Here is a 16,367-nt window from a genome sequence, read left to right on the forward strand (position 1 = left end):
GCAGCGTCCCGCGCTCCAGGCGGCGCGGGCGGCCTCACACCGCCACACTGCGGTTTCGCCCGCCTTCCTTTGCCAGGTACAGGGCCGAATCCGCGCGGGACATCAGGTCCTTCAGCTCGCGATCGGCATCCGCCAGGGAGACGACGCCGAGGCTGGCGGTCAGGTGGATCCCGCCGTACCTCAGCGGAATGTCCCGGGACGCGATCGCCCGACGGATGCGCTCCGCCGTGTCCATCGCCTGGTTCAAGGAGGTCTCGACCAGGACCACGACGAATTCCTCCCCGCCGATCCTCCCGAGCATGTCGACGTCCCTCAGGTTCGTCCGGATGATGGACGTCAAGGACCTCAGCGCCTCGTCGCCGGCCTGATGGCCATGCGTGTCGTTGATCCGCTTGAAGTGATCGGCGTCGATCATGAGCAACGACATCGCGTGCCCGAAGCGCCGCGCGCGGACGAACTCGCCCTGCGCGTGTTCCAGCACGGCGCGCCTGTTCAGCACCCCGGTGAGCGAATCGGTCTGCGCCAGGAGCTCGGCCTCCCCCTTGGCGGCAAGCAGCTCTTCCTTGTCCGCGAGGACCCTGCGGTTCAGCTCGAAGTTCGACCGCAGGTAGTGCTCGCGCATGTCGAGCGCCAGGGCCGGGATCGCATTGGCCGCGACCAGGTCGCAGATGTTGGCCATCGCGACCGGCCACGTGTAGTCCGCCGCCAGGCCGTAGCGCCCCACGGCGATGACGGCGAAGCCGACGAGCAGGGGAACCCCGATCAGCAGGGATTCCCTGACGCTCAGAGAGCTGAAGGAGTAGGAGGTCACGACCACCATGATGAGGCCGACGAAGTAGTTGCTCGCGGCCGTCTCCGTCGGCGTCGCGATCCACATCATCGCCAGCATGCACGACCCGCACCACAGGAATTCGCCGATGTAGATCTCGCGGTAGTGGCGCAGGAACCACGCCCGGCGGAACCGGATGACGACGTTCACCGCGACGAGAACAGCGATGATCGCCAGCCTGATCATCCACCCCTCGAGGAACGAAGACGGCAGCGTCCACAGGTCGAGCAGCCCGAGGACCAGGACGATCAGGCTGCCGAGGATGTTGACCGTCCATGTCGTCCGCACCTTCCCCTGGTCGATGTCCTTCTGGTACTCGCGCTCCAGCTCCGGGGGGTACGATCTTCGAGAGAACAGGCGGTAGGCGAAGACATCGTCCGACCCTGGCGCCCGCGTCGGGAGGCTCCCTGGACGACAGCGCCCCTGAGCACGACGGGTCATCCGGCAATTCTCGTGGCCGGAAAAGCCGTTGTCAAACCCGGCGGCGATCTTTGACATTCCGCCGCCGCAGCGGTATATTGGCATGCGAACACCTCGGGATACCGTGCAATCCCTGTGAGAGAGGCTGCGCGATATTCGTGTGTTCGGCCGGCGACGGCAGAGGGGGAGCATGGCAGGGAGAAACCGGAACACGTTCGTGAAGCGCCAGAAGGAAATGGAACGCGTCCAGAGGGCCAGGGCGAAGATGGCGCGAAGGCACGGAGGCCGGGCCGCGAAAGCGGGACAGGACGCCGACGAGCGGCCAGCCGAGGCGGGCATCGCCGTGGCCGTCGACGGCCCGAATCCGGAGGGAGCGGAATAATGCGCAGCAACGCGTATGCAGTGCGGCGTGAAGCCCACGTCGAGCGTCAGCGCGAGGAATCGGCCGCGGGCCTCATGTCCGACCGGTTCCCCGGGGTCTCGAGCATCGTGGTGACGATGAACTACAAGGGGGACCGCCTCTCGTCGCTGGTGAGGACGGTCAACTTCTTCGCCGGCAGCCCCGCCTACTTCAGGATCAGCTGCCTCGGAGAGGGGTGCGAGCGCGGAGCCCTCGACCTGACCTGGGTCATCCACCGGATGATCAGGGGACGTGAACGCTCGGCGAAGGGGGAGCTCGGGTGCGAGAACCGCGACCCGGCCGTCCACCACGCCAACGTCGACTACGGCGTCACGATAACCTATCGCTGAAGCCGCGGCGCCCGGGCCGCCCGCCCGCCCGCCGCGTCGAGAAAGTAATTGGAGCAATTTCAGTTCGAATGAGTTATATTGGTTCCGCTCACGTTTGCCCAATCCCCAACCGTAAGCGAGTGCAGCGTCAGGCCCGGCCGGGCTTGCGTGCATACAACAAGAACAGGGATTGAGAGAAAGGCAGTGCAGATGGCTCGTGGTTCAGTGAAGTGGTTCAACGATCAGAAGGGTTTCGGCTTCATCAGCCTCGAGGACGGCTCGAAGGACGTCTTCGTGCACCACACCGCGATCGCCGGTTCGGGCTTCAAGAGCCTGAGCGAGGGGCAGGTCGTGGAATTCGAGGTCGTCCAGGGGCAGAAGGGACCGGCCGCGGCGAACGTCCGCGCCGTCTAGCTCCAAGCCGATTCGACGGCCCCCTCCCCTGCCCGGGGAAGGGGCCGTTTCCTTTTCCGGCCCCTTGCGCGCCGTGGCGCGGCACCAGGTGCGTCCACGGACGACTGCAGCGGGCGCGCCGAGGATGGAGCCCTGGTGATGGAAGAGCAGCCCTCCTGGTCGACCCCGGCCGACGAGATGCTGCGCCGCCTGCGCTCGAGCCCCGCCGGCCTGAGCGGTGCGGAGGCCCTGCGCCGCGCCGGCGGAAGAACGGCCGGGCAGGCCATCGGCGGCGGAGACGCCCGCTATCGGGCGGCCGCTGGCCTCCTCCTCAATCAGTTCAAGAGCCCCATCGTCCTGATCCTGATCTTCGCGGCGGCGATCTCGGCGGTGCTGCACGACCCGACCGACAGCGTCATCATCCTCTCGATCGTGCTGGTGAGCGCCGGCCTCGGTTTCTGGCAGGAGCGCGGCGCGGCCGGCGCGGTGGCGAAGCTCCTGGCCATGGTGCGGGTGAACGCGACGGTGCTGCGGGACGGCGCGTACCGCGAGGTTCCCGTGGAGGCGGTCGTCGCCGGCGACGTCGTCCGGCTGTCCGCGGGCGACTCGATTCCGGGCGACTGCCTGGTTCTCGACGCGAAGGATCTCACCGTCGACGAGTCGGCCCTCACCGGGGAGACCTTCCCGGCGGGGAAGTCTGCCGGTCTCGTCGATCGCGACACCCCGCCGGCGCGGCGGACGAACTCCCTCTTCCTCGGCACGCACACGGTGAGCGGCACCGCCACGGCGCTCGTGGTGGCCACCGGCGCCGACACGGAGTTCGGCAAGGTCTCCCAGCGACTCCGCCTGCGCCCGCCCGAGACCGACTTCGAGCGCGGGGTCCGGAAGATGGGCTATCTGCTGATGGAGGTCACCTCGATCCTCGTGCTGGCGATCTTCGCGGCCAACGTCTATCTCCACCGCCCCGTGCTCGACTCGCTGCTGTTCTCCCTGGCCCTTGCCGTGGGGCTCACGCCGCAGCTGCTGCCGGCGATCATCACCATCAACCTGGCGCACGGGGCCAGGCGCATGGCGGCCTCGCGCGTCATCGTCAAGCGGCTGGCGTCCATCGAGAACTTCGGCGCCATGAACGTGCTCTGCTCCGACAAGACGGGAACCCTCACCGAGGGGCTGGTCCGACTGCGCTCGGCGCTGGATATCGAGGGCCGCGAGAGCAGCCGCGTGCTGACCTGCGGCTACCTCAACGCGTCGCCGGAGACCGGCTTCAAGAACCCCATCGACGAGGCCATCCGCACGCAGTCGCCCCCGGAGATCGCCGCCGCCGTCGCGGATTACCGCAAGCTCGGCGAGATCCCCTACGACTTCATCCGCAAGCGCCTGAGCATCCTCGTCGAGCGGAACAACGCCCGGCTGATGGTGACCAAGGGCGCCCTGGCCGCGGTCCTCGACGTCTGTTCCAGCGTCGAGACGGCGCAGGGAACCGTCGCCCTGGAGACGCCCGGGGTCAGGGCCGGCATCGACGCGCGCTTCCAGGAACTCTCCCGCCAGGGCTTCCGCACGCTGGGCGTCGCCGTGCGCGAGGCGGGGCTCGGGACCGGCCTGTCCAAGGAAGACGAGACCGGGATGACGCTCGTGGGTTTCCTGGTCTTCCACGACCCCCCCAAGGCGAGCGCGGCCCAGGCGGTGAAGGACCTCGCGCGGCTCGGCATCTCGCTCAAGGTCATCACCGGGGACAACGCCGCGGTGGCGGCCACCGTGGTGCGCGAGCTGGGGCTTCCCGAGCCGCGGCTGCTCTCCGGCCGGGAAATCGGCCACATGGGCGACGAGGCGCTCCGCAGCCGGGCCGCCGCCATCGACGTCTTCGCCGAAGTCGAGCCGAACCAGAAGGAGCGGATCGTCCTCGCGCTCAAGCAGGCGGGGAACGTGGTCGGCTACATGGGGGACGGGATCAACGACGCCTCGGCGCTGCACGCCGCGGACGTGGGGCTGTCGGTGGACGGCGCGGTGGACGTGGCCAAGGAGGCCGCGGACATCGTGCTGCTCGAGCGCGACCTGGGCGTGCTCGTCGACGGCGTGCGGGAGGGACGCCTGACCTTCGCCAACACGCTGAAGTACATCCTCATGGCCACGAGCGCCAACTTCGGCAACATGTTCAGCATGGCCGGGATCTCCCTCTTCCTGCCATTCCTGCCCCTGCTGCCGAAGCAGATCCTCCTCACCAACCTGCTGACGGACTTCCCCGAGATGACGATCGCCACCGACAACGTCGACCCCGAGGTGACCGACCGGCCCCGGCGCTGGGACATCGGCTTCCTGCGGAGGTTCATGATCGTCTTCGGCCTGGTCAGCTCGCTGTTCGACTACGCGACGTTCGGGCTGCTCCTCTGGATCCTGCGCGCCGACCAGAACCAGTTCCGCACCGGCTGGTTCCTGGAGTCGGTGGTCTCGGCCGCCCTGGTCGTGCTGGTCGTGCGCACGCGGCGTCCCTTCTTCCGCAGCCGGCCGGGGCGCGCGCTTGCGCTGGCCACGGCCGCCGTCGCCGCGGCGACGCTGATCCTGCCCCTGACCCCGCTGGCCGGCCCGTTCGAGCTGGTCAGGCTGCCGGCGGCCTTCTTCGCCGCCCTGCTGGGGGTCGTGCTGTGCTACGGCCTGACCGCGGAGGCCGCCAAGCACTTCTTCTACCGGCGCTGGTCGGGAGCGGTCAGGTGACGGCGATCCGGCCGGGCTGACCTCGCTCTTGCGCGGTTCGACGGTGGGCCTCATATTCTCCGTGAGCACTGTTTCCGGAGCAAGCCTGCCTCCGGGTCGACGGCGGACGCCGCGGAAAGCGAATGGCCGGCGGGCGGGCATCACCGAGGAGGGAACGATGGGCAGAGACGTCGGCGTGTGGATCGACCACCGCAAGGCAGTAATCGCATCGATCACGGACAAGGGCGAGGAACTGACGCTGGTGGTCTCGAAGGCCGAGCGGCAGCCCCGGCGCGCGGGCGACTCGCCGCTCAAGGGCCGCTCCGAGCCCGAGAGGGAGGCCATGTCCGACGCGCGGCAGCGCAAGTACACGGGCCACCTGAACATCTACTACGACGCGGTGATCGCCGCCCTCCGCGACGCCCGGGGGATCCTGATCTTCGGCCCGGGCGAGGCCAAGGGCGAGCTGAAGAAGCGGCTCGTCCGCGCGAAGATGGGCGCGCGCGTCCTGCGCGTCGAGACGGCGGACAAGGTGACGGACCGGCAGCTCGCGAAGAAGGTCCGCACCTTCTTCGTGCGGGAATAGCCCCGCCTCAGGCGATGCGCGGGACGTCCGCCACGGGGGTGGTCCATGGCTGAGCCGGCAGAGAAGAAGGGGCCCGCGGCCCCCGAGGGCATCCCGCGCAAGTCCCTCCTTCTCGCCTTCCTGCTCCTGGCGGTCTTCTCGGCGGCCCAGTTCTACTTCGGCTCCGGGCCGGCGCCCCCTCCCACCGTCGAGTACGGCGTCTTTCTCGACCAGGTCGATGCGGACAACGTGACGGAGGTCGAGATCCGGGGGCCGCGCGTGGAGGGGACATTCCGCAAGGAAGTCCACATCCCCCCGGCGGCCCCGGCGACGGCCCCGGCGACGGCCACCCGTTTCACGACGCTCCTGCCCGCCTTCCAGGGCGAGGCCCTGATCGCCAGGCTGCGCGAGCACAAGGTCCGCATCAACGTGCGCACGCCCCCCGAGGAGCCCCTCTTCACGAAGCTGCTCGTGAGCGTCCTGCCCTGGCTGCTCATCCTCGCGGCCTGGGTCTACATCATGCGCCGCACCGCCAAGGGCATCGGGGGCGGCGCGGGGGGCCTCTTCTCCTTCGGCGAGAGCAAGGCCCGCGTCTTCGCGGACGCGACCACGCCGCACACCACCTTCGCGGACGTCGCCGGCATGGAGAACGTGAAGGTCGAGCTGCGCGAGATCATCGAGTTCCTCAAGGACCCGAAGAAGTTCTCCGCGATCGGGGCGCGCGTGCCCAAGGGGGTGCTGCTCATCGGCGCCCCCGGCACGGGCAAGACGCTGCTGGCGCGGGCCACGGCCGGGGAGGCCGGCGTGCCCTTCTTCAGCATCAATGCCTCGGAGTTCGTCGAGATGTTCGTCGGCGTCGGCGCCGCCCGGGTGCGCGACCTGATGAAGAAGGCCAAGGCCGCCAAGCCGAGCATCGTCTTCATCGACGAGATCGACGCGGTCGGCCGCACACGCGGCGCCGGCTTCGGCGGCGGCCACGACGAGCGCGAGCAGACGCTCAACCAGCTGCTCGCCGAGATGGACGGCTTCGAGACCAACGAGGCGCTGATCGTCATGGCGGCCTCGAACCGGCCCGACGTCCTCGACCCCGCCCTGCTGCGGCCCGGGCGCTTCGACAAGCACATCGTGGTCGACCGGCCCGGGCTCAAGGAGCGGCGCGCGATCCTGGAGATCCACACCAAAAAGAAGAAGCTCGCCGAAGGGGTCAACCTCGACCGCCTCGCGGAGGGGACGATCGGCATGACCGGCGCGGACCTGGAGCGGCTGGCCAACGTCGCCGCCCTGATCGCGCTGCGCAAGGGGCGCGAGAGCATCGCGATGGCGGACTTCGAGGAGGCCCGCGACGAGAGCCTGATGGGGATGGTGCGCGAGGAGACGATCAGTCCGGCGGAGAAGCGCATCACCGCCTACCACGAGGCCGGGCACACGATCGTCGCCTGGGAGCTGCCCGGGACCGACCCCGTCCACAAGGTCGGCATCGTGCCGCGCGGCCAGGCGATGGGCGCGACCCAGCTCCAGCCGAAGGAGGACCGGCACTACTACCCGCGCAGCTACCTGCTGGGCAAGCTGGCGGTCGCCCTCGGCGGTCGCGTCGCCGAGCAGCTGGTCTTCGCGGAGACGAGCACCGGCGCGCAGAGCGACCTCAAGGAGGCGACCGCCGTCGCCGAGAAGATGGTCGCCCAGTGGGGGATGAGCGAGAAGATCGGGCCGATGTACATCGACCGCGGCGAGGAGCACCCCTTCCTCGGGCGCAAGCTCACCGAGGGCAAGAGCTACAGCGAGCGGATGGCCTGGATCATGGACGAGGAGATCCGCCGCCTCGTGCTCGACGCCGAGACGCAAGCCGGGTCGGTCCTCGGGCAGAACCGCGAGAACCTCGAGAAGCTCGCCCAGGCCCTCCTCGCCGAGGAGGTGCTCGACGAGGCGAGGATCGAGGCCCTCGTCGGCCACCCCAAGAGGTGAGCGGGCGGGCGCTGACCTAGAGGCCCCCTCCGTGCCCGACGCAGGACTGCGGGGAGGTTCCGTTCGTCGAACTGTTCGTGCCGTCCGGACAAATGGTGTTGGACCACATCGCCTGGGTGATGTTGGCGCCGGTGAGAGTGGCTCCCGCGAAATTGACGTTCGTCAGATTGTGGCCATAGAGGTTGGCATTCGTCAGGTTCAGGCCGCTCAGATCGAAGCCCGTGAGGTTGTTCGGCGGGAGGATCCCCACGAGACTGGCTGCACTGCGGAGCTGGGCCGCGGTGACTCCCATGGCCATCCAGAGGTTGACGTTGCTCAAGTTCGTCCCCGTCAGGTTCGCCCCGCTCATGTCCGAGTCTCTCATGGCGGCGTAGGACAGATCGATGCCACTCAGGTCGACCCCCGCGAGGTTCCGGGGCATGCTGCAGAAATGCAGGCTGCCCGCGCTGCGCAACTGCTCGCCGGTGAAGCCGACCAGATCATCCAGTCGCGCGTACTCGAATGTCGCCCCGGTCAACGTGGCGCCCGAGATGTTGGCAAACGCCAAGTCCGCCGAGTAGAGGTCGGCGTTGCTCAGGTTGGCGTTGTTCAGCGTGGTGCCTTCGAGCCTGGCCACCGCCAGATTCGCTCCCGTCAGGTTGGCGCCCGACAGGTCGGACCGCGACAGGTCGACGCCCACCATCACCGCGCCCGTAAGCGTCGCGTATCTCAGCGAGCCGTACGCAAGGTTGAAGCGCGAAAGGGTGGCGCTCGCCAGGTTGCGGTAGTCGAGGTTCACCCCGGGGTTGTAGGCGTTGAGCGTGCAGACGATCTCGCCCGCGGCGTCGAAGCCCGTCAGCGACCAGCCCGTCTCGCAGCTCTTGCCGGCCAGGGCGAGGTTGCCCGGGATACCCTGCACTCCCTGGATGCCCTGCTCTCCCGGGATACCCTGCACTCCCTGGATACCCTGCTCTCCCTGGATGCCCTGCACTCCCGGGATACCCTGCGGGCCCGTGGGTCCCTGCGGGCCCGCGACTCCCGGCACGTCGCTCGTCGCGCTCCACATTGCGTAGGGCACCACTGGGAGCTTGACCCGGGGCTTGAGGATCACTTCCTCGGCGGCAACCTCGACCCAGAGCTGCTGTGAGAAGTCCACCGACCCACCGATGCCGTTCGTGAACCTGGTCGTGCTGCCGAGAAGCGTGGAGATGGACTTGTCGGCTGCGACGCGGAGGGGCTTGGTCTCCTCCCAGAGGGCCACGCCGCCGCTCCATTGCGCATAGAGCCTGAAGGTGAAGCTTCGGGTGGCGCCCGGCACGAGCGAGGCGTGCTTGTAGGAGAAGGGGAGCTTGGGGTCCGGAGGTGCCGCCATGAGGTCGCCGGACACCAGGATGACCGCGATCAGAAGCAGCGCGATTCGCTTCATGTCCTCCCTCCCTGCCGCAGCCGGGCGCGCCAGCTATGGAGGGATGTTGCGCCGGCCGATGGCGTCAGTCAAGGGAGGACGCCGGAATACGCGCAGATCCGTGTCGCCGGACTTCACAGAGCGCCTGTCCCGCTCTCCGACCGCCTGAGCACCCGCCTCGAAGCGAGGAGGCGGATCAGCGCAGCCGTGTCCGACACTTGCCGCACAGGTGACGGTGGAGGTCCCCTGGCAAGTGTCGGTTGCAGGCGGGACAGCGCCAGTTGTGATACGTGAACCCGATGAACGCGGCGATCACGATCGCCTGGGCGGCGAAGATCGTGCCCTTGGAGTTCGGTCCGAGCCACCCCGGCCGCGCGTAGAGGATCGCGAAGACGACGACCAGCAGCGTCGCCGCGGCAATCGCGACACGCTGGCGCCCCTGGCGCCTCGCGAACTCGGCCCTGATCCGCTCCCCGTTCCCGGCCATCGTTCGCATTCTCGAAATACAGAGGCGGTTGTCAATTCCCGTTCGGTTCTTCCCCGACTCCATCCCGAGGATGTTCCCGGGAGCCTGCCCGCAGAGGCTGCGCATCCGCGACAATCCCGCGGAGCCTGGCCAACTCGCCGACCGCCACCACCTCGATCGTCTCGTCGATCGGATAGGAGCGCTCGCCGGGAGCGATGACGATCAACCGGTCCAGTTTCAGGTCTTCGATCGCCGTGCGCATCGAGCGGGTGATCGTCGGCGCCTCGGAGAACTTGATCTCCACCCCGTACCGCTGCCCGCCGCGCATGAGCAGCAGGTCCAGCTCCGCCCCGGTGTGGGCGCCCCAGAAGTACAGCTCCGGGGGATGCAGGAGGCGCGCGACCTGCTCCACGACGAAGCCCTCGAACGACGCGCCCACCTTCGGATGGCCGAGCAGACCGGCTGCCTCCGGAACCCCGAGGAGGCTGTGCAGCAGACCCGAGTCGCGCAGGTAGATCTTCGGCGCCTTCACCTGCCGCTTCGAGAGGTTCTCGTGCCACGGCTGGAGCTGCCGCACCATGTAGGCGCCGGTCAGGATGTCCAGATAGGAGCGCACCGTCTTGTCCGCGATCCCCATGGCGCGAGCCAGCTCGGAGGCGTTCCAGGTCTGACCGTGGCAGTGCGCCAGCATCGTCCAGAAGCGCCGCAGCGCCGCCGCGGGGATCGTGATGCCGAGGCTGGGGATGTCCCGCTCGAGGAACGTCTTGACGAAGCCCTCGCGCCAGGCGGCGCTGTCCTGATCGGAACCGGCCAGGAACGAGCGCGGGAAGCCCCCGCGGGCCCACAGCTCGCGCCACGCGTCCGCGCCGGTCTCCTCGACGTCGAAACCTCCCATCTCCACGAACTCGACCCGGCCGGCGAGCGACTCCGAAGCGTTCTTCACCAGCGCCGGCGACGCGCTGCCCAGCAGCAGGAAGCGCGCCTTCGTCCGAGGCCGGTCCGCCAGGACCCGCAGCGCCGGGAAGAGCGCCGGCATGGTCTGGATCTCGTCGAGGACGACCAATCCTTCCGCCGTCCCGAGGGCCAACTCCGGATTCTGGAGACTCAGCCGGTGCGGCTCGGACTCGAGATCGAAGAAGGTGGCCCGCCGCCCCTCGCCGAAGAGGCGCGCCAGCGTCGTCTTGCCGCACTGCCGCGGGCCGAGAAGGGCCACGATCGGCGAGCGTCGGACGGCGTCGGCGAGGCGCGACAGGTAGGCCGGGCGTGGGATCATGTGGCAAATATACTGTGAATATTCGAAAGCGCAATACGATATTTCACAGTCAAGTTCGGGCCAGCGACTTCTCCTCCCTGCGGTGCGTGTACTTTCTCGACCGTTTCGCCCCGGCGGCGCTCATGGAGGCGCGTCAGTCTTCGCCCGATCATCGTACAGGATCTGGCTACAGCCCTTTGTACTGCGAGCCCTCTCCTCCCAGGTCACCCTCGATGAGGCAGACTCCCCGATCTCCTGGGGGCTCGAGGTGTGGCGCGTCAGCCAGCCGTTACGTTCCCAGTCGGGTAAGGTCATCGTCGGTCCCCACTACCATCAGCCTCGGGGCGGAGAGCACCGTTGAGAGGAAGTGGTCCTTCTTGCGGCGGCGAGACGCAAACTCATCCGGGGTCATGACCACCGGGTTGATCTCGCGGCCAAGCCGCTGCGGGAGATCCGCCAGCAAGTCACTGACCTTCCGTGGGGAGATGGTCACCACAATCATCAGATCGATGTCACTGTCGGCTGTCTCGGTGCCGGTGGCCAGGGAGCCGAAGACCAATGCCAGTTCGATCTCCTTGGCCCCGACCAGGATCTCGCGCAACGGCTCCACGATACCCGAGGTCTTGATCACCAGAGCGCGGCGTTCAGGAAACACCAGGTGGGCGTGGAAACTTCTGCCGGCCCTTGAGGGTTGTCCGAAGTTCAAACGCGACGTGAATCAGCGGTGCCGGGGTGCGGCCCCCGATGTGGACCGCACCCCGCTATCTTCCGGCAGAAGAGGACTCAGGGCGTCACGGCGAACGACGTGAAGCCGGTGCCGTGCCCGTCTCCGACATAATTCCAGGCCTCAAGCTCGTTGGCGCAGGTCGTCGGCTGTGTGTCGCCGACGTACTCGAAGTAGACGAGTTCGGGATCCTCCTGGTAGTAAGGCCGCGGCATTCTGTAGCCGAAGGTCGTCCTATCCAAACGGGGGTCGGCTGCAAGGCCGCCGTTCGACATCTGCGGGTAGGCGCTGACCTTCGTGCACTTGAGCGCGGTCACGGGCCGCTGCTTCGCGTTGAAGGTCGTCGAGAAGAAACCCATCGCTGGATCGAAGGGACCGTTGCTGTTGTTCACGACGAGGACATTGTTGCTGCCGAGAAAGTATCCTCTCGTCATGTAGAAGTTTGGCACCGTGATGACCGTGGCTGCAGGGGTGCCGGTCTTGGTGTCGAAGGTGACGAGCTCATCCTGGCCGACCAGGTACATCCCGTTGTTGCTCGTGGGGTGGGCCAGGAGCCAAAAGGGATACTTGGCCACGGCAACTTCGGCCCTCTTGAGCCCGGTGAGGTCGTAGAATCTCACCGCATAGGTCCTCGTCGAGCCGACCGTCTTGGTCAGTCCCACGGCAATGAACCTGCCATTGACGGCGATCGACGTAAAGGCGATGCCGGGATCCGCCACAGGATCGACCTGGATGATCGGTGACGCAGCGGGCCAGGCGGCAAGGTCGATCTTGTAGATCTTGTCCGCACAGACCATGTACAGCGAGTTACCGTCACGGCCAAAGGCCATTTGCGCGGAACCGGCGCAGCCGAGGTTCCCCGTCGTGTCGAACGTCGGGAATGACAGGGAGTCAAAGCGGAGAACCTCTCCGGTGACCGCGACATTCGCATACACCTTCTGTCTCGTGTCGAACTGCGGATCCGCCAGCATCTGATAGAACTGGCCGGCGACCGTGGTTCCGGGCACCTCGATTCCGGGCATATTCCCACTCCGCGGGAACCCATAGGCGCTGAATGATATGTTCATCATGAAATCGACAGCGCCGGCGGCCGCCGGTGCCAGGACGCTGGTAATCGCCACCAAAGCCGCGAGAACAGCCTTCTTCATTGACGCCCCCTCTCAGATGTGTTGATCCGTGAATCCCTTGGCGAATCCCTTTGCGAATCCCCTTGGCGAATCCCCCCACTGAGCGGCACCAGTCCTTCGATTGTCCTCCCTTCCCCGCGGATCACGACGTGCATAACCCTCGGCCGAGATTCAGCCGAGGAACCGCTCTGCGGCCCTTGCGGCACGCAAAACGGGGGCAATCTAGCAATCAACAGCGGGCTTGTCAAGAATCCGGCGGTCTGGAATCTCAAGTCGGTGGCGCCGATCGAACTGCTGATTGACTGCGTGCGAAGATCGCCGACGGCGCCATGACCTCCACCAAGATCGGCCCGGACAACCAGCTCTCCGCGGACGGGGAGGTCAGCGGGCTGTTCACCGGCGAGCCTCGGCGGGTGGATCCGCGCGGGGCGGCCGTCGGCGGCATTCGAGGCGCAGCGGCCGTTCACGATCTGCGGGGGCGGGGGGCGACCCGGCTGCCTTGTCTCCAAGCTTGGTGACGCAGCCGGGATCAGACAAGCTTCTGAAGATCTTTCCTCGTCAGCTCGCAGTCCCGCAGAATCTTGGCCAGCAGGCCGGGGCCAATGGTTTCGCCGGAGTGAACGGGCACGACCGTGGCGCGGCCATCGGGGTGTTGGAGGAAATGGTGACTGCCCTTGGAGCGGACGACCTTGAATCCGGCTTTGCGCAAGGCGGCGATGACCCGCCTCCCGGTGAGCCCCGGAAAGGTCGTCATCAGCCGACGAGAACCTTCTGGACTCCCACGAACTCGAGCGGTTCCGGCTTCTCCTGGCGGACTTCCAGGCACAGGTCGATAGCCTCCCGAATCCGCTCCATGAGCTTGTCGAGAGACCTGGCCTGGGTGTGGCACCCCGGGAGAGACGGGACGGACGCCACGTAGAAGCCCGCTTCATCCCGCTCGATGACGACGTTGTATTCCTTTCGCATGTTGGATCACCTCCCGTGTGGCTTTGAGTATAACCGATCACGGGCCGACTGCCGACGCCCGGGGTGAAGGCTACCGGTACGCCTCACGCCTCCAGGTGCTCGAACAGCAGCGAGCCGACCACCAGCGCGGCGAGGGTCATCGCGGCGAGCACGGCGAGGTCGACGTGGAAGCCGAAGTGGCTGATCCCGACGAGCGCGCCGCGAACCGCGTCGACCCCGTACGACACCGGGTCGAAGTACACGACTACCTTGAGCGCCCGCGGCAGCTGGTCGACCGGGAAGAGCGCCCCCGAGAGGAAGAAAAGCGGCATGACCAGGAAGTTCATCACCAGGGGGAAGGCGTGCATGTCGTTCAGGCGCGAGGCGATGCCGGTCCCGACCGCGGTGAAGAGCACGGCGATGACGAACATGAAGCCGAACGCGACGGCGACCATCGGGAGGCTGTGCGGACGGAAGCCGACGACGAGGGTGACGAGGAAGACGAGCAGCCCCTGGAGCACCGCCACCGTCGCGCCGCCCAGCGTCCGGCCCAGCATCGTCACGAGCCGCGGCACCGGGGCGACGAGGGTCTCCTTGAGGAAGCCGAACTGCTTGTCCCAGATGACCTCGATGCCGCCGAACATCGCCGTGAAGAGGATGCTCATCACGATGATCCCCGGCGCGAGGAAGTCGATGTAGTTCCCGCCCTGCGCCTTCGCGTACATCGGGCCGAAGCCGAACCCGAACGCGACGAGGAAGAGCAGCGGCTGCGCGATCGAGGAGACGATGCGCGCGCGGGAGCGCCAGTAGCGCTTCACCTGCCGCAGCCAGAGGATGTAGACGATGGCCGGGTACATGCCGCAATCACCGCCGCCACATGCGGGCGACCTGGCGCAGGCCGTCCGTGGCCGAGGCCTCCTCGGGCCGGATCGTCCTGCCGGTGAGCTGCAGGAAGGCGTCCTCGAGCGATTGGGTCCCGGTCCGCTCCCGCAGCTGGGCGGGGCTTCCCGCCGCGACGATCTTCCCGCGGTCGATGATCGCCACCCGGCTTGCCGCGCGCTCGGCCTCTTCCATGTAGTGCGTCGTGAAGAAGACCGTGATCCGCTCGCTCGCGTTCAGCTCCTTGATGTAGGTCCAGATGTGGTTGCGCGTCTGCGGGTCGAGCCCGAGGGTCGGCTCGTCGAGGAAGAGCACCGCCGGGTGGTGGAGCAGGCCGCGCGCGATCTCGAGCCGGCGCTTCATCCCGCCGGAGAAGTGCTTGACCAGGTCGTCCCGGCGGTCCCAGAGCTCGACGAGCTCCAGCAGCTCCCGCGTGCGACTCCGGCGCAGCTCGCGCGGCTGCCCGTAGAGGACCGCGTGGATCTCCATGTTCTCGCACGCGGTGAGCTCCGTGTCGAGGCTCGGGTCCTGGAAGACGATGCCGAACGACTTGCGGGTGTCGAGGCGGTCCTTCGTCACGTCGAAGCCGTTGAGGGTGATCGTGCCGCTCGTCGGCGCGAGCAGCGTCGTCAGCATCTTGATGGTCGTGGTCTTCCCCGCGCCGTTGGGGCCCAGGAAGGCGAACACCTCCCCCTTCTCCACCGCGAAAGAGATGTCGTCGACGGCGACGAGGTCCTTGAAGGCGCGCGTCAGGTGCCGCACCTCGATGATGGCCGCCATGGGGATCAGTCCCGCCTGCGAAGCGGGAGGCCCTTCTTCTGCAGGTAGTCGTACCGGGTGTTGTAGCCGGGCTGGTAGGCCATGGCGATGATGGAATCCTGGCTCTCCTTGATGGCGGAATAGTCCGCGAAGTCCAGGGTGCGTATCACCGCCTCGAAGACGCGCAGGGCGCCGGAGTGGTCGCAGAGCACGACGCGCCGCCCCAGGTTGTTCCTGAGCAGGTCCACGAAGGAGTGGGCGATGCGCCAGTCCGCCTCGATCAGGGTCTCCCCCTCGGGGAAGTGGTAGAAGCGGTTCTTGAAGAGCGCCTTGGCGGCCTTCTTCTTGTCGTCGTCGGTGCCGCTCATGGACGGGCCGTAGATCTCGAGCATCCGCCGGGTGATGTCGTCCTTGAACGTGTGGGTCAGGGCGCCGTACTTCTGGGAGTTCAGCCCGTAGAGCGGCGTGAACTCGACGTCCGCGATGCCGGCGGCCTCGAGGAAGCAGCGCGCGGTCTCCTCGGTGTTCTCGCTCTCGCTGCCAAAGACGGGCACCCGCCGGCCGCCCCCGGCCTGCCACAGCGGATACCCGCTCTGCGCCATGAGGTCGACCATGACCTTGAAGTCGCCGCCCAGTTCCCGGGCGGTCGCGATACCCGCGGGCTTGAGCCGGTTGCCGACGGAGCCGCTGATGCGCCGGTTGTCCTTCCAGGTGTCCCAGACGCCGGAACCGACGAACTCCGGATTGTCACCGCCGGATTCGTGGACGGACTTGCCGTGGCGGATGGCGATCAGCTGGGTCTGGTTCGCGGGGACGTAGGCATCGGGGTAGACGGGCATGCCCTTGCCGTTTGGCAGCCAGACGATGGCCTCGCGCAGCAGGTTGCCGCTGCCGTCGTCCAGGATCCGGCCGGTGTCCCGGTGCTTGCCGCCGGTTATCTTCAGATCCTCCACCGCGAGGACCAGCTTGGTGCGGTACCGGGTGTGCCGGGCGCCGAAGGGGGGTATGGTGCGCGGGACGACCAGGTCGTCGAATCGCCGCAACGAGAACTTCTTCTGCAGGACGCGCTTGAAGCTGTCGTTGCCCAGCAGGCCGTTCCAGGCCAGGTAGAAGAGATGGGGATCCCCGTTGGGGACGGAGCCCCTCAGGAAGCTGAACTTGTGCTTGATGTAGCTGCTCGGGGTCACGTGGTCCGTGAGACCGAGGATGAAGAAGTAGAGGCGCTTGCCCAGACTCTTGAGTTCC

The 16,367-nt window shown here is 67.3% G+C and carries 16 protein-coding genes; 5 read left to right on the forward strand and 11 right to left on the reverse strand.

Annotation, left to right across the window (positions count from 1 at the left end):
• Positions 1-34 precede the first annotated feature (34 nt).
• The gene (locus VI078_16265; GenBank protein HEY6000842.1) at positions 35-1,270 is read right to left on the reverse strand and encodes a GGDEF domain-containing protein; all 1,236 of its coding nucleotides are present in this window, start codon (positions 1,268-1,270) and stop codon (positions 35-37) included.
• Positions 1,271-1,630: 360 nt separating this feature from the next.
• Here VI078_16265 and VI078_16270 point away from each other — a divergent pair, with 360 nt between their 5' ends.
• The 5 genes from VI078_16270 to ftsH all read left to right on the forward strand — a co-directional run bounded on the left by VI078_16270 (position 1,631) and on the right by ftsH (position 7,586).
• Positions 1,631-1,999, forward strand: coding sequence for a hypothetical protein (locus tag VI078_16270; protein ID HEY6000843.1), 369 nt, complete (start codon positions 1,631-1,633; stop codon positions 1,997-1,999).
• Positions 2,000-2,188: 189 nt separating this feature from the next.
• A complete protein-coding gene (locus VI078_16275) occupies positions 2,189-2,392 on the forward strand; it encodes a cold-shock protein (GenBank protein ID HEY6000844.1) in 204 nt (67 codons plus the stop codon).
• Between the two features lie 138 nt (positions 2,393-2,530).
• Complete coding sequence (gene mgtA, locus VI078_16280) at positions 2,531-5,080, forward strand: magnesium-translocating P-type ATPase (protein ID HEY6000845.1); 2,550 nt, start codon at positions 2,531-2,533, stop codon at positions 5,078-5,080.
• A gap of 157 nt (positions 5,081-5,237) precedes the next feature.
• On the forward strand, positions 5,238-5,645 hold the full coding sequence (locus VI078_16285; protein ID HEY6000846.1) for a hypothetical protein: 408 nt from the start codon (positions 5,238-5,240) through the stop codon (positions 5,643-5,645).
• A gap of 45 nt (positions 5,646-5,690) precedes the next feature.
• Positions 5,691-7,586 carry an ATP-dependent zinc metalloprotease FtsH gene (gene ftsH, locus VI078_16290; protein HEY6000847.1) on the forward strand — a complete coding sequence of 632 codons (1,896 nt, stop codon included), beginning with the start codon at positions 5,691-5,693 and terminating at the stop codon, positions 7,584-7,586.
• A 16-nt stretch (positions 7,587-7,602) separates the two neighbouring features.
• Here the strand turns inward: ftsH and VI078_16295 are convergent, their stop codons facing one another.
• From VI078_16295 to VI078_16340, 10 genes are all read right to left on the reverse strand, one after another.
• The gene (locus VI078_16295; protein HEY6000848.1) at positions 7,603-8,991 is read right to left on the reverse strand and encodes a pentapeptide repeat-containing protein; all 1,389 of its coding nucleotides are present in this window, start codon (positions 8,989-8,991) and stop codon (positions 7,603-7,605) included.
• A 175-nt stretch (positions 8,992-9,166) separates the two neighbouring features.
• Positions 9,167-9,457 carry a hypothetical protein gene (locus tag VI078_16300; protein HEY6000849.1) on the reverse strand — a complete coding sequence of 97 codons (291 nt, stop codon included), beginning with the start codon at positions 9,455-9,457 and terminating at the stop codon, positions 9,167-9,169.
• A 31-nt stretch (positions 9,458-9,488) separates the two neighbouring features.
• Positions 9,489-10,709 (reverse strand): ATP-binding protein, encoded by a 1,221-nt coding sequence (locus VI078_16305; GenBank protein HEY6000850.1) that lies wholly within the window; start codon positions 10,707-10,709, stop codon positions 9,489-9,491.
• Between the two features lie 268 nt (positions 10,710-10,977).
• Positions 10,978-11,319: a nucleotidyltransferase domain-containing protein gene (locus VI078_16310; protein ID HEY6000851.1), complete on the reverse strand. Its 342-nt coding sequence runs from the start codon at positions 11,317-11,319 to the stop codon at positions 10,978-10,980.
• Positions 11,320-11,471: 152 nt separating this feature from the next.
• The gene (locus VI078_16315) at positions 11,472-12,560 is read right to left on the reverse strand and encodes a hypothetical protein (protein HEY6000852.1); all 1,089 of its coding nucleotides are present in this window, start codon (positions 12,558-12,560) and stop codon (positions 11,472-11,474) included.
• 508 nt (positions 12,561-13,068) lie between these two features.
• Positions 13,069-13,293 (reverse strand): type II toxin-antitoxin system HicA family toxin, encoded by a 225-nt coding sequence (locus VI078_16320; GenBank protein ID HEY6000853.1) that lies wholly within the window; start codon positions 13,291-13,293, stop codon positions 13,069-13,071.
• Positions 13,293-13,505: a type II toxin-antitoxin system HicB family antitoxin gene (locus VI078_16325; GenBank protein ID HEY6000854.1), complete on the reverse strand. Its 213-nt coding sequence runs from the start codon at positions 13,503-13,505 to the stop codon at positions 13,293-13,295. The genes VI078_16320 and VI078_16325 overlap by 1 nt, the downstream gene beginning before the upstream one ends.
• Before the next feature lie 83 nt (positions 13,506-13,588).
• Complete coding sequence (locus VI078_16330; GenBank protein ID HEY6000855.1) at positions 13,589-14,341, reverse strand: ABC transporter permease; 753 nt, start codon at positions 14,339-14,341, stop codon at positions 13,589-13,591.
• 7 nt (positions 14,342-14,348) lie between these two features.
• The gene (locus tag VI078_16335; GenBank protein ID HEY6000856.1) at positions 14,349-15,143 is read right to left on the reverse strand and encodes an ATP-binding cassette domain-containing protein; all 795 of its coding nucleotides are present in this window, start codon (positions 15,141-15,143) and stop codon (positions 14,349-14,351) included.
• Between the two features lie 5 nt (positions 15,144-15,148).
• Positions 15,149-16,367: histidine phosphatase family protein (locus VI078_16340; GenBank protein ID HEY6000857.1), on the reverse strand; the 1,219-nt coding region annotated here is incomplete at its 5' end.

The sequence above is a fragment of the bacterium genome, from assembly GCA_036524115.1.
Lineage (GTDB): Bacteria > JAUVQV01 > JAUVQV01 > JAUVQV01 > DATDCY01 > DATDCY01.